Origin of the sequence: Clostridium gallinarum (assembly GCF_014836325.1) — a bacterium.
GTDB lineage: Bacteria > Bacillota > Clostridia > Clostridiales > Clostridiaceae > Clostridium > Clostridium gallinarum.
In genome coordinates this window covers 1-23,572 of the sequence record NZ_JACSQZ010000055.1, presented here as the reverse complement: position 1 = coordinate 23,572, position 23,572 = coordinate 1, and the positions used below count along the sequence as shown (strand labels likewise).

The following is a 23,572-nucleotide window of genomic DNA, read 5'->3' as shown; positions in this document are numbered from 1 at the left end:
ATATGTAATAAAATATGAATAAGCAAAATTATTTTGTATTTAGGTAATTATTGATATATACTTAAAAAGGATTGATAGGTTTTACAATCATAAAATACTTAGGGAGAAACTATATGTTATTAAAAGTAGAGAATAAAATAAAGGCAAAAATTAGAGTTATGGTAAGTATTATTATTTTTGTAATAATACTTTTACAGTTTAAAAAAGTTTTTTCGGAGTTTGATATAAATACATTTTGCTTATATAAAGACAAGCTTTCTTTTATGAGCTTAAGTTTAATTATAACTTTAGGCTTAATATCTTATTTGCCATTATCATTATATGATTTTATAATAAAGGATGTTTGTGAAATTTCTTTGAATAATAGAGATTTATATAAATCTTCTTGGATAGCAAGTTCAATTTCAAGTATTGTTGGATTTGGAGGTACATCTGCTATAGCTCTTAAGAGTTATTTTTATTCTCCATATATTAAAGATAAAACAGCCTTAGTAAAAGAGGTATCCAAGGTAGTATTATTAAATTTTACAGGTTTTTCTGTAATTTGTTTAATTTACTCTATTATTAATATAAGAGATTTATACAATATAGATATAATAAAACTTGGAATATTCCTTGCATCTTTGTATATGCCTATTTTAATTATGTATAATTTAAATAGATATATATGTGAAAATAAAAAAGAAGTGGCTATTAATAATATAAAGATAATGATACTTTCAACTATAGAATGGATAGCAATGGCTCTACTATTATTCTCTATTTTAAAAATGTTAGGTGTATCACTATCTATATCAAAAATATTTCCTATATATGTAACAGCATCAGCTATAGGAATTATAAGTATGATGCCAGGAGGAATTGGTGGATTTGATATTTCATTTATCCTAGGGGTATCTTCTTTGGGAGTAAATAAAGAAGAAGCAGTGTTAGCATTAGTATTATATCGTATAAGCTATTATATAATTCCACTGACAGTTGGGATATTTTTGTTTTTATATGAGAGAAAAAGGAAAATAAATAAAAGTTGCTTTAAAATATTAAAATTAGGATTATGTAAAATTAAATATAATAAATCTAATTAAAGAGCTGAAAATAGAAAAAATTAAATAAAAAATATATTGTAATAATATAATCTTCTTATGATAGACAAATTAATTAAGTGAAATATTTGTTTATTATTAGAAGATTTTTTTATTATCAATTCAATAAACATATTAAAAAATATGTTTATACATATAGTAATATAATCCTGGGGCAATAATCTATATATAGCATAAAATATATTATAACAGTATTGGAGCTTAGAAAAAATGAGTATAGATATTACAAAGCTAAACAAAGAAGGTATATTAAGAATAAAAGCATCTTGCAATATATTTTATTTAGGAGAAGAAATAGAGCTAATTGCTTTAAAGGAATCTATTTATGGAATAGAAGAAATAAAAAAAGTTAAGTGGAGTATAGATTATATAGGAGAAGATATTAAATTAAATAATAATATAATATTTATTAATAATTCCTTAAAAAAAATTGAAAAATTAGGTGTAAGTTGTGAAGATATAAATACAGGAGAAAAATCACATAGAGAATTTTCAATTAAGTTTGAAGAAAGAAAAGAAACTTTAGTACATTTTATAAAAAATGATGGAGATTATTTTGGTAGTGGCTATAAATGGGATCTTTGGGTATTTTCTAAGAATGGAGTATCTTATGATGTACCTTTAGATGGAGATAGTGATTTTGGTAAATGTGCTTTTATTCAAGAAGAAAATGTTATAGCACGTAGAAGAGCTTGGGGGGAAAATTGGGGAAATGATTGGTCAGAACAAAGCATAACCTTCGAGATCCCTAAAAAAACAAAAAATTGTTATATAGTTTATGGAGAAAATAGGTTAATAACAAATATTTATGAAGTAATTGATTATATAAAGCCAAGAATTGAAGTAGCAATAATGGATACTGAAAATAGTATATTAGCATTTCTATCCAGAAATCCATTAGAAATGACGGAATTTTATATTTATATAAATGGAATTAAAAATAGCGATGTTAAATATTATATTGATGGTAATTCAAAAAAAGTTGAGTTTTTTGACTTAAATTTAAATTTTTTACCAAGTGATTTAATTGAAATAAGAGCAAGTAATACATTTTTACCTTGTAAAGTAACATTAAGAAAATTTTTAGATAAATTCAATTACGAAGGTAATGATATGGGAGTAACATACAGTGAAGAAAATATAAATTTTAAACTGTGGGCTCCTTCAGCTATTGATGTAGATTTATGTATATTTGAAAACTGGTATGATAAAAAAGAAAAAATATCATATAAAATGAATTATATTAAAGAATACGGAATATTTAATATAAAGATAGATAGAAAAATAAATGAAAACAAGTTTTATTTATATAAGCTCTATTTTAAAGATATAGACAGAAATGGTCTGCAATATATAAGAGTAAATTATGCTGTTGATCCATATAGTATTTCTGTTGGAATAAATGGAGAAAAAGGATATTTAGTAGATATAAATAGCAATAAGACTATGCCCTATGGTTGGCTTCTAAATCAAAGACCTAAATTAATAAAAAAAGAAGATAGTATTATTTATGAGTTACATTTAAGAGATTTTACTATATCAAAAGAAAGTGGAGTAGATAAAAAATATAGAGGAAAATATTTAGGTTTATGTAAAGAGGGAACAAATTATAGGGATAGTTTAACTAATATAAGTGTAAGTACTGGAATAGATCATTTAAAAGAACTTGGAATAACGCATATTCATATTCTTCCTATATTTGATTTTGGTTCAGTTGATGAAAGAAAATCAAATAAAGAAGGTAATAGAAATTGGGGATATGATCCTAAAAACTATAATGCTCCTGAGGGAAGTTATTCTAGTGATGCATATTGTCCTATTACTAGAATTATAGAACTTAGAAAAATGATAAAAACTCTTCATAAGAATAATATAAGAGTAGTTATGGATGTTGTTTATAATCATATGTATGAAACTAGAAATTTTGATAATATAGTACCTGGTTATTATTTTAGAAGTAATTATAGAGGAAGATTTACTAATGGTTCAGGATGTGGAAATGAAATTGCAACAGAAAGACCAATGGTTAGGAAATTTATTATTGATTCTATAAAGCATTGGATAATTAACTACAATATAGATGGACTAAGAGTTGATCTTATGGAATTAATAGATTTAGATACTATGAAAGATATAGTAAATATTACAGAAAGTTTTAATGAAAATATTATTGTTTATGGTGAGCCATGGAAGGGGGGAGAGTCTGCAGTAATAAATGGAACTTATAGAGGCAGTCAAAGAGGAAGTAAATTTTCAGTATTTAATGATAATTTTAGAGATTATATAAGAGGAAATAATACTCCATCTAGAGGATTTGTAAATGGAAATCCACATGATGGACCTACAGCTTGGAGCATAATAGAAGGATTAAAAGGTTCAATAAATACTTTAACTAAAGAACCGGGGGAAAGTATAAATTATGTAGACGCTCATGATAATTATACTTTATGGGATCATATTGAGAAAAGTTTAAATTTTAATATAAAAGAAGAGGAATATAGAATAATTGATGAAGAAAATATTTTTGACAATCATTTAGTAAGAAGGAATATATTAGCACTTTCTATAGTAATGCTTTCTCAAGGAATACCATTTATTCAAGGGGGAGCAGAGTTGTTAAGAACAAAAAATGGAGATCATAATAGCTATAAAAGTCCAGATAATATAAATGCTTTTTATTGGAGCGATAAAGTTAAGTATTTAAAGGTATTTAATTATGTAAAGAATTTAATTGAAATTAGAAAGAAATTTAATGAATTTAGATTTAATGAAAGAGAAGATGTAAATAAAATAAATATAAGTTTTTTAAATGGTGATGAAAAAGTTGGAGTAATAAAGTGGCATTATAAGGATAAGGATAAAGAACTAATTGTAATATTTAATGCAACATCCATAGATAACTATAATGTTAATAAATATATAGAAAAACCAAAGAATGAAGAATGGTTAATACTTGCAGTAAATGATTTAATAAATCCAAATGGAATTAAAACTGTAAAATATAATGAAATTCCAGAACTTAGATCGTTTTCTATTTTAATTATGTATGCAAATAGCTAAGAGGATAAAATAATCCCTTAGCTATTTTTGCTTTTTAAGAAATTATAGATATAGATAAGTTTAGGATGATTTTATGATATTATTAAAATTCGTAGTGTAAGAATTAGAGTTTCTATAATTTCCTTCCTTTAGTTCGTAAAGAGATAAACATTGTATGACGGTGACTTGGAGCGCATGCGACGGAGCAAGGAATATAATGTTTATCTCTTTTTTTTATCACTAGAGTATAGAAAATAACATTTTATTTAGAATGTAGAGGCAAAGAAAAACAAAAAAAACAATGGTATATTTATATTAAAGTAATAAATATTTATTATATAATAATAAAACTTATGTAAACATATACAGAAGTGCTATTTATAAATAATATTAAAAATTCAATATTAGGAGGATTTTTATGAACAGAAATAAAAATAAATTGATCTTATTTTTAGGAATTATTTTTTCTACATTTTTATTTAATACTAGGGTATTTGCAGCTGATACATTACAAGAAGTGCAAACCCCTCATGGATTTAAAGCTTTTCTAACAATAATACCACTTATTGTTATAATAGTATTATTAGTTAAAAGAGTAGATATGTTAATAGCTGGTTTTATTGGTGGAGTTTTAGCTATGATAATTGGAGGTATTAGCTTAGTTCAAGCTAATGACTTTTTATTACAATCACTTCCATCGATGTTAACTATAACAGTTCCTATAATTAATTCAGCATTAGCAATGGCAGTTTTTGCAGCAGGTAGTTATACATCTTCATTAACACTTGTAAAACGTGGAATTAAAGGAAAAGTTGAATATTTAGCAGCATTTATTGTAATATTGCAAGCAGCAGCTACTTATATGTCAGGTATTGGTGGTGGTAGTGCAATGGTTATAGCACCTTTAGCATTTGCAGCAGTAGGAGCTATACCAGAATTAGTAGCAGGTATGGCAATAGCAGCAGCAGTATCGTTTACTACATCACCTGCATCTTTAGAAACTGGCATAGTATCAAAATTAAGTAATGTATCAGTAGCTGATTATGTAGCTCAAATGAGAGTTTTTTGGTTAGTATTTGTAGCTATAGCAGTTATAATAGCTATATATGGTACTAAAAAGAGAAAAGTTTTATTTAAGGAAGAAGAAAATGAAGAATTTAAGAATATGAGTAATAAAGAATTACTAGTTAATACGATACCAGCAATATTCTTATTATCTGCAGTTATCATAGGACCTCTTATAAATAAATTAATAGGCTTCTCTTTAGTTACACCTTTAGTGTATACAGTAATTACAGTTGCATTAATATTTATTTGTACTAAGATGACATTAAACCAATCTGTAAATGCAATGGTTGATGGTTCAAACTATATATTAGTTAGATTATTCAGTGTTGGAATATTCTTAGCATTTATAAATATTATAAATCAAACAGGTGCCTTTGTGACAATAGTTAGTGTAGCTAAATCGGCTCCAGCTGCATTAGTAGTACCAACAGCAGTTTTAGCAGGATTCTTAATAGGAGTGCCAGCAGGAGCATATGTAGGATCTATTTTAACCTTAGTATTACCAGTTGTAACATCTCTTGGTTTCTCACCAGTTGCATTAGGTTTTGTTGCAATGGGAGTTGGACTTGGTAGCCAAATGAGGTTTCAGTTGGACATCTTACTAGTCTAGCAGCATTACCAAAGGAAAAATTAGAACCTATTATAAAGCTTATGAATGAAGCTAAGATTAGTGTTATGAGTTTACCAGCTACAGATCTTCATCTTGGAGCAAGAAATGATGAATATAATGTTAGACGTGCTGTTACTCCAGTAAGGGCCTTAAGAGATGGTGGAGTTAATATGTGTTTAGCTACAAATAATATAAGAAATGCATTTACACCATACGGAAATGGAGATTTAATACAAATAGCTATGCTTGCAATTCCAGTATCACATTTAGGTGGAGCTGATGATTTACCAACTGTACTACCAATGATTACAACTAATCCAGCAAAAGCTATTGGTTTAAAAGATTATGGAATTGGTATAGGAAAAAATGCAGATTTAGTACTTTTAGATACAAAATATTTAAATGATGCGATTATAGATATACCTGATAGATTATTTGTAATAAAGAATGGAAAAGTTACAGTAGAAACAGAAAGAAAAGTTAAATTTAATTTTTAAAATAAAGCAGGGATAACCCTGCTTTATAATGTTCTTTTTTATTGAGATACATTAGAGGCGTTATATAATATTGTAGAGAGTGGTAATAAGGATAATATTATTAATATAACTAATAAGTTACCACCTACTACAGAACCATTTACTACTAATGAGTAAAGCATAGGAGACCAACCTTCAGGAGCAAATTCGCCAAAAAACAATACTCCAGATATAAAATGAAATACAAATCGTACTAACATGCCAAAGGTAGCTCCTATTAATTTTTTATTTTTAAAGAAGCCAGCTAGTCCAACTGCCATAAATGGGAGAGGATAATCGAATAATACTTGTATTGGATGGAGTATATAAGGACTTATTATTAAGTATATAATTCCAAATAAAAATCCTGTAAGCATGCCAATTTCAGGACCATACATAAAGGCTATTATTAAAATTGGAACCATGCTACCTAAATTTATGCTGCCAGCACCATTAGGCAAATCTACTATTTTTATAAGATGCAATATTGTAGCTAAGGCTAAGGATATTCCTATTCTAGCCATAATCTTAGTATCTAATTTAACCTTCTTAAACTTAATAAGAGCTAAAATTAGTATAACAACGCCTATAAGAGTTGCTAGTGATAAAGGACTACTTATTATTTCTGTGAATCCTTCTTTTATTGTGTTAATAAAGTTAATCATAAAAAATACCTCCTAAAAATATGCTAGGAGGTACATTAGTAACTAACAAATATCACTAATATATTCTTTGTGACTTTCCTACGCTGGTATTATCCAGATCAGGTAAAGAGGGTTAATGATAAATCATTTCTCAGCCTAAAGGCACCCCTAGCACTTAATTATTATGTTATTATATAAATTGTACATAAACTGGATATAAAAGTCAATACTTATTATTTTAACCATATCTATAAATTCTTTTCTTTCTAGGATTTGCAAGATAGTCATAGGATGTAGTCCAATAAGTTAAAAGTTCCGGTTTATATTGTAATAAGTCTTTTAAAAATTTATCAAATAGATGATATTTAACTAGTATTTTTACTATATCTTTAGGATAAGGAGTTATTTTACTATAAGGTTTTCTTGGATCAATAACTTTAATTTTTCCTTTAGAATTTACAAAAATATGTGCATTTCTAATATTAAGTCTTTTAAACTTAAGTCTTTTTAAATCTTCAAGTAAATCAATTATTTCTTTTGATAAGCTATAAGGAAGTCCATGCCTTGAAATATATTCTTTAAGAGTTATTCCACCTACGTATTCTCGTATTAATATGTTACCTACTCTAACTATAGGCTTTGGAAAAAATGGACTATCACAAGTTTTTTTTAGAATATCATCTTCACTTTTAGCATTTTTAATATTTTTAAAGACTTTAAAAGCATATCCTTCAGGAGTTAAATAGACTGCACCTTCAGCACCTTGTCCTAATAATTTAAAGTCTTTAGCCTCTATAAGGTAATTCATTACACACACCTATAATTATTACTTTCATTTATTGTATGCTAATAAATTTATTATGATATTATTTTAAATAGCTATTTGTTTTTCCTTCATAATTATATTTATTTTATTATAATAAGTTATCGTAAGTGGAATTATAGCAGCTATCCAAGCAGCTGGATCAGCTAATGCTATTCCAGTGAAGTCTAAAACTAAAGGGAGAGTAAAGGCTGCTACAGTTCTAGCGACCATTTCAGCAAAGCCAGCCATCATTGGAACAAAGCTTTCCCCAACTCCTTGCAATGTATTTCTATATATAAAAATAAGTCCTAGAGGTATATAGAATATTGAAACAGTATTTAAATACTGTTTAGCATATGATATAACCTCTAAATCATTTCCACTCATAAATAATTTAGTAAAGGTTCCACCAAATAATACTACAACAATCGTTGATATTATACTAACGATTATACTTATAATACTGCATTTTTTAACACCTTCTTTTATACGATCAATTCTTCCAGCTCCTAAGTTTTGTCCTGAATAAGTAGCCATTGCAACACCAAATGTAACTGCTGGTTGCATAACTAACTGTTGAACTTTTGAAGCGGCTGTATAGGAAGCTATTATTTTATAACCAAAATTATTAAGAGCAGCTTGTAGAACCATTGCCCCAGCAGCGGTTATAGAAAATTGTAATGCCATAGGAACTCCTATTCTAAGTTGTTTTTGGATATAATTTTTTCTTATTTTGAAGTGTTTTTTCTTTAACTTTAATATTGGGAATTTTTTTATAATATAAATTGCACATAGTATTGCCGAAATAGATTGAGAAATAATTGTTGCATAAGCGGCTCCTGATACTCCCATATTGAAATTAACTATAAATACAATATCTAAAACTATATTTAAAATAGAAGCTATAATTAAGAAATATAGTGGAGTTTTACTATCTCCAAGAGCTCTTAATATACTAGCAAGCATGTTATAAAAAATAATTGCAATATTTCCAGCATAGATAATAATAATATAAGATAAGGAATCTTTCATAATATTATCAGGTGTATTCATAAGTTCTAATAATGGTTTAGCAGATAACATACTTATTGCAGTTACGACTATAGTCATAATAGAAGATAGTATTAAAGAACTAGCAAAAGCTTTTTTTACTCCTTCATCATCAGTTGCTCCAAATCTTTGAGCAACTAGAACAGCAAATCCACTAGTTAATCCAATTACAAAGCCATTAACTAAAAATGCCATAGCACCAGTAGAGCCAACAGCAGCTAATGCATCAACACCAAGATATCTTCCAACTATTATAGTATCAGCCATACTATAAAATTGTTGAAAAATATTACCTATAAGCAAAGGAATTGAAAAGGTTAAAATTAATTTTACGGGATTCCCCGTTGTCATATCTTTAGTCAAGTTTTATTCCCTCCTTCTTTTTAAATTTTTACAAAAAATACAACTTTTTAGCAATATAAATGATAACATTATAATAAAAGCATAGCAACTTTATTTCAAAATTTGAAAATTATTTAACAACTTTGTAATAACTTAGTATTACTTTTTAAAAACTTCCATTTATTATATAATTAAATAATATAAAGGGAGGTTTTTTTAATGAAAAAGATATTTTCATTAATTATGGAAATTTTACTTTCCATAGTATTAATTAGTTGTAATACTACAAAGGTCTTAGAGGAAAATACTAAAGAAAACAATGAATCTAGTAAATATATTATTACAGAAAGGAATGTTGAAAACAATATTAAAGATAGCAGGATTTATCCAAGGTTTTACTATGACAATATTCTTTATGTAAATATGATTCCTAGCAAAAATGGAGATCCATTGAGTAATTTTAATCTATATTTTTTAGACAATGAAGAGGCTTTTAAAAAAGTGGAGGAAGAAAAATTTACAGAGGAAGAGATAGATTTTCTAAATAATTTTAATGGAGATTCTGGAAGTGGAATATATATGGTTGATTCTTCAAAATTAAGTGAACGAAAGTTTTATTATATAGACATTATAAATAAAACTAAGTTTGAGCTTAGAGGATTTGAAAAGGATTATAGTAATATAGAGTATAAGTTTAAAAGGTTTATAGAGTATGGATTTAGTGTCCCAAATAATGATAACTACTATATTCAAAACTATTTAGCTACAAAAAATGAAGCAAACTCTCCAGCAGATGAATTTATTATTATAGATATAAAAAATCAAAGGTATTATTTAAGTAATAATGATAAAAAAATAAAAAGTTTTTATTATGATAATAATTTAAATTTAATTATAGGTATAGATGAAGCAGGAACAATGTATCAGATTATATTAGATGAAAATGGTGTTAACTTTGAAGAATATAAGAGTATAGATACAGAAAAATTAAACTTAAATGGTAGGAAGTTAAATTTTGTTAGCAAATTATCTAATGATAAATTACTTTTTAATATAGGTGAAACTAAATATATAAAAGACAATGATGGAGTTGATATAGTTTATACTTTTGAGAGTGTAATTTATAATATTAAAAGTGGAGAAATAAATTATTTAGATAAGGAAAAATCAATAGCTGGTAAGTTTAATTCTAAATTTTATGATATTTATTATAAAGACGAAAGGTATTTAGGAGAAATATCTGAAGATGGTAATATAACATTAGTATATAAGCTAAATGATCAAGAAGAATATATTTATAACTATGTTTTATCTAATAAGGAAGGAACTAAAATATTCTTAACTAAGCTTAAATATTCTAAAGAGATTCTTAAAAATCCTGATAAACCCATAGCAGATGAAGAAATAAAATATTCAATTTTAGAAATAGAAGAAAGGTAATAAGTTATTTTATGGAAAAGAAAAAAATACTAGTAGTTGAAGATGAATATTCAATAAATGACGCAATAACCTTTGCTCTTAGAAAAGAAGATTATGATGTAAGAAGTGTATTCAATGGAAAAGATGCATTAGAAAGATTTAATGAATTTAAACCCAATTTAGTATTACTAGACTTAATGCTTCCTGATATAGATGGATTTGATATTTGTAAAGAAATATCTAAAAAAGCTTATATTATAATGTTAACTGCTAGAGGAGAAATTATTGATAAAGTATTGGGGCTAGAGCTTGGAGCAGATGATTATATAGTGAAACCTTTTGATATAAAAGAAGTGTTAGTAAGAATAAAGGTTATTTTTCGAAGAGAAGAAAAAGGAATAGATAAAGATGATAAAGATAAAACAGATGAATTAATAAAAGTATATCCTAATGATAGGAGAGTAATAAAAGAAGGTAGGGAAATAACATTAAGAAGAAAAGAATTTGACTTATTAAATTTTTTAAATGAAAATAGAGGAATAGTTTTTTCTAGAGATGATTTATTAGAAAAAATATGGGGATATGATTATGAGGGAGATACGAGAACTGTAGATGTTCATATTAGAAGACTTAGGGAAAAGCTTAATGAAGATAAAGATAATTCTATAATAGAAACTGTCTTTGGCATAGGATATATAATGAGGTGATAAATTGAATAAAACCTTAAAAGGAAAGTTATTAATAGGAAGTATAGTTTCTGTTTTAGTTATAAATATAATATTTACTGTTTTTATATCGATATATTTAAATAATTCCTTTAAAAATAGTATTATACAAGAAATGAATAATATAAAAGTGGCAGCATTAAATATAGTAAATCAAAATGAAATAATGGAAGAACCCATTTGGAAAAGTCTTTCTCCAATAAATGAAATTATCCAAGACTATGTTGGCTTCTCAAATGAAAATAGTAAAATAAATCAATCAGTTGGTAAGCTTATAAATGATGAAGAAATTTATAATATTCTCACTGAAAGTAATAATATTAAATCAATAATTAAATTCAAATATCTAAATAATTCTTATTTTATAACATATAATTATCCAATTTATATTAAGGATGTTTTTATTGCAAATTTGTTAATACAAAAAGACTATTCTTATAAATATAGCCAGATGATAAAAACTATTTTCATTATAATTTCAGGACAAGTTCTTGTAGTAATAGCTTTAATATTAACTATATCCTTAATAATAAATAAATCTATGAAGCCATTAAATGATTTAAAAAACTCTATGAAGGAGTTTAAATTAGGAAAAGATATAGATGATATAGAAATAAATTCTAAAGATGAAATTTCAGATTTAGCAAAAACCTATAATTTAATGAAGAACAAACTAACAACTCAAGATAAGGTATTAAGAGAATTTTTTAATAATGCAACTCATGAACTTAAAACTCCAATTACTTCAATTTCCCTTTATTCTCAAATATTTAGAGATAATAATATTAAAGAAATGGATGATGATTTTATAAGTAGATCAAGTAGTAGGATAGTTTTAGAATGTGAAAAAATGAAAAACTTAGTTGAAAAAATATTAGAAGCTTCAAGAGGTAAAATTAATAGAAATAAATTTAAGAACAACTTTTCTCTTACAGAATTAATAGAAGAAATAGAAGAGGATTTTGAATTAAGAATCAATGATAAAAATTTAAATATAAAAAATGATTTACAAAATATAAGTTATTATGGTGTTTTTGAAGACTTTGAGCAAATATTTATAAATTTATTGGATAATAGTATTAAATATTCAGCATCTAAAAAAATAGAGATAAAGTTATTTAAAGAGGAAAAGAATATAAATTTAACTATTAAAAATAAAATTTTAGATATTCCAGAAGAAATAAAGGATAGACTTTTTGAACCATTTATTAAGTATAATAACTTTAATGATATAACTAAAGAAGTAAGTAGTTCGGGATTAGGTTTATATTTATGTAACGAATTAGCTAAAGAAAATAATTGGAATTTATCATATGATATTATAGAAGGATATATAATTTTCAAATTAATATTATAGGTAAAATAAAGAACAAATAAAAAATAACCAGATAGAGAGGAGAAGTATTTACAATAATCTACTCAATCTGGTTATTTAAATTCTGTATTCTTTATGAAATTATAATAAAGACAAATATATGGACAACTTTATGAGAGTAGCAAAATTCGTAGTATAAGAGATAGTCTTTATAATTTCATTCCTTCAGTTTGTAAAAAGATAAACATTGTATGACGGCGACTTGGAGCGAATGCGACGGAGCTAGGAATATAATGTTTATCTCTTTTTTTATTATTAAACTTAAGATTATTTATGTTGTAGCAAATTGACTATTATATAAATTTGCATAGAAGCCATTTTCCTTTAATAATTCTTTATGATTTCCTTTTTCTATGATTTTTCCATCTTTCATAACTAAAATTAAATCAGCTTCTTTAATAGTAGAAAGTCTATGAGCAACAATAAATGAAGTTCTTCCTTCCATTAATTTATTAAAGGCTTTTTGAATGTATATTTCAGTACGTGTATCTATACTACTTGTAGCCTCATCTAATATTAACATAGGTGGTTTAGATAGCATAACTCGTGCTATACATAAAAGCTGCTTTTGGCCTTGTGATAAAGAGCTATCCTCTGAAAGTACAGTATCATAACCATTAGGTAATTTCATAATAAATTTATGGGCATGAGCAGCTTTAGCAGCTTCAATAACTTCTTCTAAAGTAGCATCCTCTTTTCCATAAGCTATATTATCTCTAACAGTTCCAGAGAAAAGCCAAGTATCTTGAAGAACCATTCCATAAAGTCCTCTCGTACTTTTTCTTGTTATATTATCTATATTAATATTATCAATTTTAATTTCACCTGAGTTTATATTATAAAATCTCATAAGTAAATTAATTAAAGTAGTTTTTCCACAACCGGTAGGACCAACTATTGCAATTCTTTCACCAGGATTAACCTTTAAATTAAAGTTTTCAATTAATGATTTATCTTTATTATAAGAAAAACAAAGATTATTTATATCTACAGTACCATCAGAGTTTTCTAAATCAATAGCTGTAGATTTATCTTGAACTTCAGGCTCTTCATCTAATATTTTAAATACTCTATTAGCAGAGGCAAAGGCTGCTTGTAATTCAGTTATAACTCCAGAAATTTCATTAAAAGGCTTAGTATATTGGTTTGCGTAACTTAAAAATGCAGATAAATTACCTATTGATAAATTACCATTTATAGCACTTAAAGCACCAACAATCCCAACAGCTGCATAAACTATACCATTTACAAATCTAGTTACTGGGTTTGTAAGGGCAGAGTAAAATTGAGCTTTTTGTCCATATTTATATAATTTTTTATTAATTTCTTCAAAGCTTTCTATAGAACGATCCTCGTAAGAAAAAGCTTTAACTACTTTTTGATTTCCTATCATTTCTTCAACATATCCAGTTAATTCACTACGCACTTCAGATTGTTTTCTAAACATAGAATGACAGTATTTAGCAATAGTAGAGGCAGTAAATAATGATAAAGGAGTAATTATAACAACTATTAGTGCAATTTTAATATTTATTGAAAGCATAAATATTAAAGTACCAACTATAGTTATAACCCCAGTAAAAAGCTGTGAAAATCCTTGAAGTAATCCATCAGAAATTATTTCTATATCATTTATAACTCCATTAATGATTGAACCATGAGAATTACTATCTATATATTTAAGAGGTAGTTCATTTAATTTATTAAATACATCTATTCTTAAATCTTTAATAGTTTTATAACTAATTATATTAGTGCATCTAGTCATAATTAATTGAAATAATGCAGAAAAAATTATTGAAATTAATAATAAAATTAATATGTTTAAAAGTCTAGAAAAATTAACATTATCTTTTCCTATAATAAAATCAACACCTCTACCTATTAATATAGGAGTCAGTAATGTTAAAGTAATATTTATAATAGCGCTTATAAAGGCAATTATTATAAATTTTTTATAAGGTTTTGTATAACTTAAAATTCTTTTTAATATTTTAGTATTCAAAAAATCACCTCCTAATTGTTTAATTGTGAAGAGCATATTTCATTATATACTTCACAATTTTCAAGAAGATAATCATGAGTTCCAATTCCAGATATTTCACCATTATCTAAAACTATTATTTTATCAGCACTTTTTATACTACTAGCTCTTTGTGATACAATAATAACTGTTGTTTCACTTGTTTTTTCTTTTAATGCTTTTCTAAGTAAAGCATCAGTTGTAAAGTCAAGAGCACTGGAACTATCATCTAAAATTAAAATTTCAGGTTTAGAAATTAAAGCTCTAGCAATAGTAAGTCTTTGCTTTTGACCACCTGAAAAATTCTTACCACCTTGCATAACTTCTGAATTAATATTTTCTGGTAAAGAATCTACAAATGATTTTGCCTGAGATATTTCTAATGCTTCATTAATTTCATCTATAGTAGCATTTTCTTTTCCCCATTTTAAATTATCTAAAATACTACCTTTAAATAAAACAGCTTTTTGAGGAACTATACCTATTAAATTTCTAAGTTCTTTTAGAGCATAGTTTTTTGTATCTATTCCTTTAATAAGTACTTGTCCTTTAGTAGAATCGTAAAATCTAGGAATTAAATTAATTAATGTAGATTTACCAGAACCAGTTCCACCAATGATTCCAATTGTTTCATTTTCATTTATAATTAAATTAATATCTTTTAAAGAATATTCATTTGAATCTTTATAAGAGAAAGAAACATTCTTAAATTCAATTAAAGGCTTATCATTTTTAGTTTTATCCTTATAATTAATTTTATTATCAGTAATTGTAGATTCAATATTAATTATTTCTAAAACTCTATTTGCCGAAGTTGCACCTTTAGTTAAAGTTACAATTAATTGAGAAAATACAATTAAAGAAAGTAGTATTTGAGTTATATAATTAATAAAAGCAATTACTTCACCTTGAGTTAATGAACCTATGTTAACTCTAATTCCTCCATACCATAATATAGCTATTATAGATATATTCATAATCATATATGTAATTGGATTAAGAAGTGCAGAAATTTTACCAACATTAATAGAAGTATCTGTAAGTTCACTTGTAGCAATTTTAAATCTTTCTTTTTCACTTTCTTCCTTTGAAAATGCTTTAATAACTCTAGTACCTTCAAGATTTTCTCTTGTTATTAGAGATAAATTATCTAATTTTCCTTGAATGACTTTATACAGGGGTAATGACTTACTCATTACTAAATAAATAACTAAGGCTATTAAAGGAGTAGTTATTAAAAATATTATTGAAAGTTTCAAATCAATAGATATAGCCATAATTGTAGAACCAATAATTATAAAGGGGCTTCTAGTTCCTAGTCTTATTAACATAGCTATTCCAGTTTGAATTTGAGTAATATCATTAATTAATCGTGTTATAAGAGTTGGAGTTCCTATTTCATCAATTTCTGAATAAGAAAGATTATTTATATGTTTATATAAATTACTTCTAATTGAAGTTCCAGCTCCTTGTGAAGCAATAGACGCATAGTATTGACAAATAAGAGCAAAAGCTAGTCCTATAGCTCCTAAAAGGATCAATACACCACCCATTTTAAAGACATAATTGATATCTCTATTTTGGATACCAATATCAATAATTTTAGCCATAACAATTGGTATAAACAGTTCTAATATAGCTTCAATTAATTTAAATATTGGACCAAGTATTGATTCTTTCTTATAATCTTTCATAAAGTAAATAAGTTTTAACAATTTAATCAGTCCTTTTTTAAAATTTTTAATTATTTATCATTATAGCATTAAATAATAAATAATTTAAAAAATTCTTTTAGTAAAATAATAAATTGTATCTTAAGATTTTAGTAATATTTATATTTTAAAATTAAATTATAATTACATATGAAAATAATATTTACAGTAGGAGTGGAGAGATGGAATTTTTAAAGAATTTTTTAAAGGGAGTAGCAATTAGCATATCTCAAATAGTACCAGGAGTAAGTGGTGGAACTATAGCAATGATTCTAGGAATCTATGATAAACTTTTACATGCGATTAATAATATTTTGAAGGATTTTAAGAATCAATATAAAATTTTACTTCAAGTAGGTATTGGTGCAATAGTAGGTATTTTTTTATTTAGTAATATAGTTAAGAGTTTATTTGATAATTTTCCTATTCCTATAGGATATTTGTTTATTGGAGTAATTCTTGGTGGAGCACCACTTATGTTTAGAAAAGCTACAGTAAAAGGATTTAATAAAAAAAGTATAATTTATTTAATTATAGGTATAGTTATAGTTTTAATGATGGGAGAGCCTAATAATGATGCATCATCAATAATAACTTCATTAAATTTATTTAATTTTATATGGTTATTTATTGGTGGAGTAGTAGTTGCTATAGCACTTATTTTACCAGGTATTAGTGGATCATTTATGCTTTACGTATTAGGACTTTATAATACAGTTATAACGGCTGTTATACAATTTAATATACCTATATTAATACCGATTGCTTTAGGAGGAGTTTTAGGCACATTATTAACTGCAAGAATAATTGAAAGTTTATTAGTTAAGTATCCAGAACAAACTTATATATTAATTTTTGGTTTTATATTAGGATCTGTTTTTTCTGTGTTCCCTGGCGTTAATGGAATAGAGAGTATTATAGGAATTGTTTTTGGTATTATTGGATTTGTATTTACATATTATATAAGTAGAAATGAATAAAAGTTATATAAATTTAACTAGTATTAAAATTTTTTAATATATATTTAATATTAGTATAATAAATAAATTATATTATATATTTGAAAGCTATTTAACATATTTTAATTAACAAACTTATCCTTTTATATGAAAAATCACTTTATTTAGATATAAGGTGATTTTTTATTTTAAATATATAATATTTAATAGAATAGTTATATTGATATGTAATGTTACTAATTTAAAGATAAAAGAATAAATAACCAAAAAAAGTATTTACAAATGATGGATGAAGATATATACTAGTATAGTATAAAAATTTAAATTTTAAGGAGGTAGAGGAATGTTTAATTATTCAATAGTAAAAGAAATAAAATTTAATAAAAAAAATATTTTATTAATAACTCTACCAATTAAGAAAATTTCTATATTTTAAATAGAATGCAACTTTTTAATTAGTAACTATGAGTTATTATACTCATGGTTTTTTTTTGTGTGATTTTTTATAATAAAGTTATAATTTATGACCTTGGGAAACCAAGGTTATTTTTATATAAAAATAAAATAAAGGAGGATTCTGTATTATGAGCAATTTTAGAAGGAAGAAAAATAATTTTGAAGAATTAAACTGGAGGAATAGAAATGGAAAAATTTTATTTGTTAACTGGCGGAGAATTTAATAAGATAAGAAATATAAAAATAGAAGATATTGAATTTGAAAGATTTTGTAAGGATGAATGTGTAAACTCAATTACGATTAAAAGAGATATATGCAAATTATATTATAAAAGAAAGAAGTTTTTGAATTTTATATTATCATTAATTAGAAATTAGATTAAATAACAGTAATATGCTAAGTATAAAGATAGATTTTTTCTATCTTTATACTTATATAAAAATTTTTTGTATAAATTGATGTAAAGGAATATCAGTTTATTGACGAAAAAATACATAAGGTATATAATTAGTTAGAAGTCTAACAAAAGTGTGGTGATATGATGTGTGAAATTAGGCATGTGGGAAGAAAAATAAATATACTATCACATAAGATAAAAAGGAGAATAGGTAAAATTGGATCAGAATATGGAATTAGTACTATGCAGGCTAAAATTCTAGGTTTTATCTATAATAATTCATCCAAAATAGATATATTTCAAAAAACTATTGAAGAAGAATTTGATATTAGACGTTCTTCTGTAACTAGTGTTCTTACACTAATGGAGAAAAATGAACTTATAAAAAGAGTAAGTGTTTCTGAAGATGCAAGGCTCAAAAAGATAATTATAACGGATAAGGGATTAGAAATTCATAAATTAGTTTATAAAGAAATAGAAGAAATCGAGTATCTTATTAAAGACACATTAGCAGCGGATGAATTAGAGATTTTCATAAATATTTTAGAAAAATTAAATAAAAAAATAAGTGATTAGTATTATTTATGATTTTTGTTAGGAACCTAACTAACCTTGAATTACTAGGTACTTAGATAAATATATTTTATATAAAAGGAGGAATACTATGATAAAAAAATTAGCTGGCTATATTGGAGAATATAAAAAAGATTCTATTATAACTCCTATATTTATAGCTTTAGAAGTTATAATGGAAGTAATTATTCCATTGTTAATGGCAAAAATAGTCGATAATGGAGTAGAAAAAGGTAATATGAGATTAGTTACCTTAATAGGAATTATAACCCTTATAATAGCATTTATATCTCTTATGTTTGGAGCTTTAGCAGGAAAGACAGGTGCTAGTGCATCAACAGGTTTTGCTAAAAATTTAAGAAGAGCTATGTTTTATAATATACAAGACTTTTCTTTTCAGAATATAGATAAATATTCAACATCAGGTCTTATAACAAGATTAACAACCGATGTTACTAATGTCCAAAATGCATATCTTATGATAATAAGAACTTTAGTAAGAGCACCGTTTATGCTTATTTCAGCAATGCTTATGAGTTTTTATATTAATTTTAAAATGGCTTTAATATTTTTAGGAGCAACAATATTTTTAGGGTTTGCTCTATATTCTATTATAAGTAGAGCATATCCAATTTTCGAAAATGTATTTAAAAAATATGATGAATTAAATGCAAGTGTACAAGAAAACTTAACAGGAATTAGAGTAGTTAAAGCATATGTAAGAGAAGAACATGAGGTTAGTAAATTCCATAAGGCTTCTAAAAATTTATATGATAATTTTATAAAAGCTGAAAAGTTAATAATATTAAATGCACCAGTTATGCAATTTACAATGTATACTATAATAATATTATTTTCTTGGTTTGGAGCAAAATTTATACTTTCAAATAATATGACAACTGGTGAACTTATGAGTTTATTTGCTTATGCAGGTAATATACTAATGAGTCTTATGATGATGTCAATGGTTTTAGTTATGGTAACTATGGCAAAGTCATCAGCTGAAAGAATTGTAGAAGTTTTAGAAGAAGATAGTACTTTGAAAAATGGAGAAAATCCAATTTATGAAGTTAAAGATGGATCAATTGAATTTAGTAATGTTGATTTTAGTTACAGTAATGATAAAGAAAAATTAAGCCTACAAAATATAAACTTTAAAATAAAATCGGGAGAAACAATAGGTATTATAGGTGGTACAGGTAGTTCAAAAACATCATTAGTTCAATTAATACCAAGACTTTATGATGTAACTAGTGGATCTGTTAAAGTTTCAGGAATAGATGTAAGAAACTATGATATAGAAACTTTAAGAAATGCAGTATCAATGGTTCTTCAAAAGAATGTATTGTTCTCAGGTACTATAAAGGAAAACTTAAGATGGGGAAATAAAGATGCAACAGATGAGGAAATAATAAAAGCATGTGAAGCTGCTCAAGCAACTGAGTTTATTGAAAATCTTCCAGATAAATATGATACTTACATTGAGCAAGGTGGTACTAACGTATCAGGTGGTCAAAAACAAAGACTTACTATTGCAAGAGCTTTACTAAAAAATCCTAAGATATTAATATTAGATGATTCAACAAGTGCAGTAGATACTAAAACAGATTCATTAATAAGAAAAGCATTTAAAGAATCAATACCAAATGTAACAAAAATTATAATTGCACAAAGAATATCTTCAGTAGAGGATGCAGATAAAATAATAGTTTTAAATGATGGTATGATAGATGGAATTGGAACTCATGAAGAGCTATTAAAAAATAACGAAATATATAAAGATGTATATAGAGGACAAGTGAAAGGAGCTGGTATAAGTGAAAACTAAGAAAAAAGATTTAGGAAAAGGACCAGGTCCAAAAAGAAAGCCTAAAAACTCAATGAAAACCCTAAAAAGACTTTTATCTTATATATTTAAAGAATATAAACTTAATTTTTTATTTGTTATAATACTTATATTAATAAGTTCTTTAGCAACTATAGCAAGTACGTTATTCTTAAAGACACTTATTGATTCCTATATAACTCCTTATTTAGGACAAAGAGGTGTTGATTTTTCTCCATTACTTAAAGCAATAGGCATGATGGCTATTATATATTATATAGGTACAATATCAACATATCTTTATAGTAGAATAATGGTATTTATATCACAAGGAACATTAAAGAAAATAAGAGATGATTTATTTGAACATATGGAAAAGCTACCTATAGGATATTTCGATAGAAATCCTCATGGTGAAATAATGAGTCTTTATACAAATGATACAGATACACTAAGACAAATGATAAGTCAAAGTTTACCGCAACTTGCTTCATCTATAATTACATTATTAAGTGTATTTATATCTATGATAGTTTTAAGTATACCATTAACATTAGTTTCAATATTTATGATATTTGTAATGTTTAAAACAATAAAATCTATTGGTGGAAAAAGTGGAATGTACTTTGGAAAGCAACAAAAGGATTTAAGTAAAGTTAATGGATATATAGAAGAAATGATGGAAGGACAAAAGGTAGTTAAGGTATTCTGTCATGAAGAAGAAACTAAAATTAAGTTTGATGAACTAAATGAAGCTTTAAGAGATAGTTCAGATAAGGCAAATACATTTGCAAATATTTTAATGCCAATAATGGGGAACTTAGGATATATTAATTATGTTTTAACAGCTATTGTAGGTGGAGTTTTAGCTATAGGCGGAGTAGGGGGATTTACTTTAGGTTCTCTTGCCTCATTTCTTCAACTTACAAGAACATTAAATCAGCCAATAGGTCAAATGTCACAACAATTTAATGCTGTTATAATGGCTCTTGCAGGTGCAGAAAGAATATTTGAAATGCTAGATGAAGATCATGAAGTAGATGAAGGATATGTAACTTTAGTTAATGCAAAAATAAAAGAAGATGGAAGTATAGAAGAAGTAAAAGAACGTACTGGAATATGGGCTTGGAAACATCCTCATAGTGATGGAAGTATAACTTATACAAGACTTCTTGGTGATGTAGTATTTGATGATGTAGATTTTGGTTATAATGATAAAAAAATTATACTTCATAATATAGATTTATTTGCAAAACCAGGACAAAAAATAGCTTTTGTGGGTGCAACAGGTGCAGGTAAAACAACAATTACAAATTTAATTAATAGATTCTATGATATTCAAGACGGTAAAATAAGATATGATGGAATAAATATTAATAAAATAAAGAAGGATGATTTAAGAAGGTCACTTGGAATAGTTCTTCAAGATACACATTTATTTACTGGAACGATAGCAGATAATATACGATATGGTAAATTAGATGCAACCGATGAAGAAGTTTATGCAGCAGCTAAACTTGCAAATGCTGATACATTTATAAAACACTTACCACAAGGATACAATACTATAATTTCTGGAGATGGAGCTAGTCTTTCACAGGGACAAAGACAACTACTAGCAATAGCTAGAGCTGCAATAGCCAATCCACCAGTATTAATATTAGATGAAGCAACATCAAGTATAGATACAAGAACAGAAGCAATAGTTCAAGATGGTATGGATAAACTAATGGAAGGTAGAACTGTATTTGTAATTGCCCATAGACTTTCTACAATTAAAAATTCAGATGTAATTATGGTTTTAGATCAAGGTAGAATAATAGAACGTGGAGATCATGAAGATTTAATTGATAAGAAAGGAAAGTATTATCAATTATATACAGGAGCATTTGAACTAGAATAAGAAAATAAAATATTTTATTAAACCTATTAATTGAAATTTTTAATTTTAATTAATAGGTTTATTTTTATTCTTTAGGAAATTATATTTATCTCTTTTTTTATTTAAGTTCTTTGTCTAATATATGTAGTTAAATGTTCATATTATTAGAAATTTTAAGGATTTTATGGTATAATATATTAATAGCATGTAGTTCCTAGGGATTTTAGCTGTAGGAACTACTTTTTTTATTGCTATTATATAAGGAGGGAAATTATGTTTAAAGTAAATGATTATATTGTATATGGAGTAAATGGTGTATGTAAGGTTGAAGATATAGAAAAGGTATCTATAAGAAAAGAGCAACATGAGTATTATATTTTATCACCTGTATATAATAGTAAGATGACTATTAAAATACCAGTTGAAAATAAAGCTCTTTCATTAAGAAAACTAATGACTAAGACAGAAGTTGAAGATCTTATAGAACTATTTGCAAAAAATGAGACATTAGAAATAGAGGATACACGAAAGAAAATTCAAGAATATAAAGCAATAATTAAAAGTGGAGTAGCTGAAGAGGTAATAAAAGTAATAAATTCTATTAGATTAGAAGAAAATGAAAAGGCCTCTTTAGGTAAAAAACTTAATAAAACTGATGAAGATATAATGATAAGTGCTAAAAAACAATTATATGAAGAAATTGCAATAGTATTAGATATTAATCTTGATGAAGTCGGAGAATATATTAAGAATAATATTTAATATATTAAGTGAAAAATTTCCTATACATTTTAATATTTTCATTTAAAATGACTGTAACACAATATTTGTGAACCAGCCATTTTAAGTTGAGATATTAAATAGCTTCAATAAATCTAAAAATGTCATATTTAAACAGCATATCTAGTAGAACAACATATAATAATTCTCTTAATTTAAAATTTCAGCGTATAAAAATATAATAAAAAAATATAATTTATATAATCAAAACAAAGACCTATTTAAAAAAATAAATTTAATAGGTCTTTGTTTTATATAGATTATAATAT

At 25.5% G+C, this 23,572-nt stretch carries 17 protein-coding genes, 1 pseudogene and 1 riboswitch; of the genes and pseudogenes, 13 read left to right on the top strand and 5 right to left on the bottom strand.

Translation table 11 applies throughout. The annotated features are described in order from the left end of the window. Positions 1–113: 113 nt before the first annotated feature. The 4 genes and pseudogenes from H9660_RS12795 to H9660_RS12780 form a co-directional block, all read left to right on the top strand. Positions 114–1,085, top strand: a complete 972-nt coding sequence (locus H9660_RS12795; protein ID WP_191750771.1) for a lysylphosphatidylglycerol synthase domain-containing protein — start codon at positions 114–116, stop codon at positions 1,083–1,085. 228 nt (positions 1,086–1,313) lie between these two features. Beyond that, positions 1,314–4,163 (top strand): type I pullulanase, encoded by a 2,850-nt coding sequence (gene pulA / locus H9660_RS12790; RefSeq protein WP_191750770.1) that lies wholly within the window; start codon positions 1,314–1,316, stop codon positions 4,161–4,163. A 397-nt stretch (positions 4,164–4,560) separates the two neighbouring features. Next, entirely contained in the window at positions 4,561–5,820 is a 1,260-nt protein-coding gene (locus H9660_RS12785) for a citrate transporter (RefSeq protein WP_191750769.1), read from the top strand. 20 nt (positions 5,821–5,840) lie between these two features. Next, positions 5,841–6,317: pseudogene (locus H9660_RS12780) on the top strand (amidohydrolase family protein); the annotation flags it as partial. A gap of 38 nt (positions 6,318–6,355) precedes the next feature. Here H9660_RS12780 and thiT read toward each other — a convergent pair. The 3 genes from thiT to H9660_RS12765 all read right to left on the bottom strand — a co-directional run bounded on the left by thiT (position 6,356) and on the right by H9660_RS12765 (position 9,197). After that, positions 6,356–7,000, bottom strand: coding sequence for an energy-coupled thiamine transporter ThiT (gene thiT / locus H9660_RS12775; RefSeq protein ID WP_191750768.1), 645 nt, complete (start codon positions 6,998–7,000; stop codon positions 6,356–6,358). A gap of 57 nt (positions 7,001–7,057) precedes the next feature. Next, a riboswitch (TPP riboswitch) is annotated at positions 7,058–7,159 on the bottom strand. Positions 7,160–7,217: 58 nt separating this feature from the next. Next, the gene (locus H9660_RS12770) at positions 7,218–7,787 is read right to left on the bottom strand and encodes a serine/threonine protein kinase (protein ID WP_191750767.1); all 570 of its coding nucleotides are present in this window, start codon (positions 7,785–7,787) and stop codon (positions 7,218–7,220) included. Positions 7,788–7,850: 63 nt separating this feature from the next. Further along, on the bottom strand, positions 7,851–9,197 hold the full coding sequence (locus H9660_RS12765; RefSeq protein WP_191750766.1) for an MATE family efflux transporter: 1,347 nt from the start codon (positions 9,195–9,197) through the stop codon (positions 7,851–7,853). 198 nt (positions 9,198–9,395) lie between these two features. Between H9660_RS12765 and H9660_RS12760 the strand changes: the two genes are divergently transcribed. From H9660_RS12760 to H9660_RS12750, 3 genes are read left to right on the top strand one after another with little or no spacing between them, the layout of a single operon-like run. Beyond that, positions 9,396–10,616 carry a hypothetical protein gene (locus H9660_RS12760; protein WP_191750765.1) on the top strand — a complete coding sequence of 407 codons (1,221 nt, stop codon included), beginning with the start codon at positions 9,396–9,398 and terminating at the stop codon, positions 10,614–10,616. Positions 10,617–10,627: 11 nt separating this feature from the next. Next, positions 10,628–11,302 (top strand): response regulator transcription factor, encoded by a 675-nt coding sequence (locus tag H9660_RS12755; protein ID WP_191750764.1) that lies wholly within the window; start codon positions 10,628–10,630, stop codon positions 11,300–11,302. A 4-nt stretch (positions 11,303–11,306) separates the two neighbouring features. Next, positions 11,307–12,677: a HAMP domain-containing sensor histidine kinase gene (locus H9660_RS12750; protein ID WP_191750763.1), complete on the top strand. Its 1,371-nt coding sequence runs from the start codon at positions 11,307–11,309 to the stop codon at positions 12,675–12,677. A gap of 289 nt (positions 12,678–12,966) precedes the next feature. On the opposite strand, the gene H9660_RS12745 is transcribed toward H9660_RS12750, so the two are convergent. Further along, positions 12,967–14,700: an ABC transporter ATP-binding protein gene (locus tag H9660_RS12745; protein ID WP_341479600.1), complete on the bottom strand. Its 1,734-nt coding sequence runs from the start codon at positions 14,698–14,700 to the stop codon at positions 12,967–12,969. An 11-nt stretch (positions 14,701–14,711) separates the two neighbouring features. Beyond that, complete coding sequence (locus H9660_RS12740; RefSeq protein ID WP_191750761.1) at positions 14,712–16,433, bottom strand: ABC transporter ATP-binding protein; 1,722 nt, start codon at positions 16,431–16,433, stop codon at positions 14,712–14,714. 179 nt (positions 16,434–16,612) lie between these two features. On the opposite strand from H9660_RS12740, the gene H9660_RS12735 reads away from it, so the two are divergent. The 6 genes from H9660_RS12735 (at position 16,613) to H9660_RS12710 (ending at position 23,285) form a co-directional block, all read left to right on the top strand. Next, positions 16,613–17,410, top strand: coding sequence for a DUF368 domain-containing protein (locus H9660_RS12735; protein ID WP_191750760.1), 798 nt, complete (start codon positions 16,613–16,615; stop codon positions 17,408–17,410). A gap of 621 nt (positions 17,411–18,031) precedes the next feature. Continuing rightward, complete coding sequence (locus H9660_RS12730) at positions 18,032–18,223, top strand: hypothetical protein (protein WP_191750759.1); 192 nt, start codon at positions 18,032–18,034, stop codon at positions 18,221–18,223. A 164-nt stretch (positions 18,224–18,387) separates the two neighbouring features. Next, a complete protein-coding gene (locus tag H9660_RS12725; RefSeq protein WP_191750773.1) occupies positions 18,388–18,819 on the top strand; it encodes a MarR family winged helix-turn-helix transcriptional regulator in 432 nt (143 codons plus the stop codon). 88 nt (positions 18,820–18,907) lie between these two features. Further along, positions 18,908–20,644, top strand: coding sequence for an ABC transporter ATP-binding protein (locus tag H9660_RS12720; protein ID WP_191750758.1), 1,737 nt, complete (start codon positions 18,908–18,910; stop codon positions 20,642–20,644). A gap of 52 nt (positions 20,645–20,696) precedes the next feature. Beyond that, on the top strand, positions 20,697–22,544 hold the full coding sequence (locus tag H9660_RS12715; RefSeq protein ID WP_191750772.1) for an ABC transporter ATP-binding protein: 1,848 nt from the start codon (positions 20,697–20,699) through the stop codon (positions 22,542–22,544). A 252-nt stretch (positions 22,545–22,796) separates the two neighbouring features. After that, a complete protein-coding gene (locus H9660_RS12710) occupies positions 22,797–23,285 on the top strand; it encodes a CarD family transcriptional regulator (RefSeq protein WP_191750757.1) in 489 nt (162 codons plus the stop codon). Positions 23,286–23,572 lie beyond the last annotated feature (287 nt).

Excerpts from the sequence above, each read along its gene's own strand:
- thiT (WP_191750768.1), bottom strand. The coding sequence starts at position 7,000 with ATGATTAACTTTATTAACACAATAAAAGAAGGATTCACAGAAATAATA.
- H9660_RS12715 (WP_191750772.1), top strand. The coding sequence starts at position 20,697 with ATGAAAACCCTAAAAAGACTTTTATCTTATATATTTAAAGAATATAAA.
- H9660_RS12720 (WP_191750758.1), top strand. The coding sequence starts at position 18,908 with ATGATAAAAAAATTAGCTGGCTATATTGGAGAATATAAAAAAGATTCT.
- H9660_RS12760 (WP_191750765.1), top strand. The coding sequence starts at position 9,396 with ATGAAAAAGATATTTTCATTAATTATGGAAATTTTACTTTCCATAGTA.
- H9660_RS12795 (WP_191750771.1), top strand. The coding sequence starts at position 114 with ATGTTATTAAAAGTAGAGAATAAAATAAAGGCAAAAATTAGAGTTATG.
- H9660_RS12730 (WP_191750759.1), top strand. The coding sequence starts at position 18,032 with ATGGAAAAATTTTATTTGTTAACTGGCGGAGAATTTAATAAGATAAGA.
- pulA (WP_191750770.1), top strand. The coding sequence starts at position 1,314 with ATGAGTATAGATATTACAAAGCTAAACAAAGAAGGTATATTAAGAATA.
- H9660_RS12710 (WP_191750757.1), top strand. The coding sequence starts at position 22,797 with ATGTTTAAAGTAAATGATTATATTGTATATGGAGTAAATGGTGTATGT.
- H9660_RS12755 (WP_191750764.1), top strand. The coding sequence starts at position 10,628 with ATGGAAAAGAAAAAAATACTAGTAGTTGAAGATGAATATTCAATAAAT.
- H9660_RS12770 (WP_191750767.1), bottom strand. The coding sequence starts at position 7,787 with ATGAATTACCTTATAGAGGCTAAAGACTTTAAATTATTAGGACAAGGT.
- H9660_RS12725 (WP_191750773.1), top strand. The coding sequence starts at position 18,388 with ATGTGTGAAATTAGGCATGTGGGAAGAAAAATAAATATACTATCACAT.
- H9660_RS12785 (WP_191750769.1), top strand. The coding sequence starts at position 4,561 with ATGAACAGAAATAAAAATAAATTGATCTTATTTTTAGGAATTATTTTT.
- H9660_RS12735 (WP_191750760.1), top strand. The coding sequence starts at position 16,613 with ATGGAATTTTTAAAGAATTTTTTAAAGGGAGTAGCAATTAGCATATCT.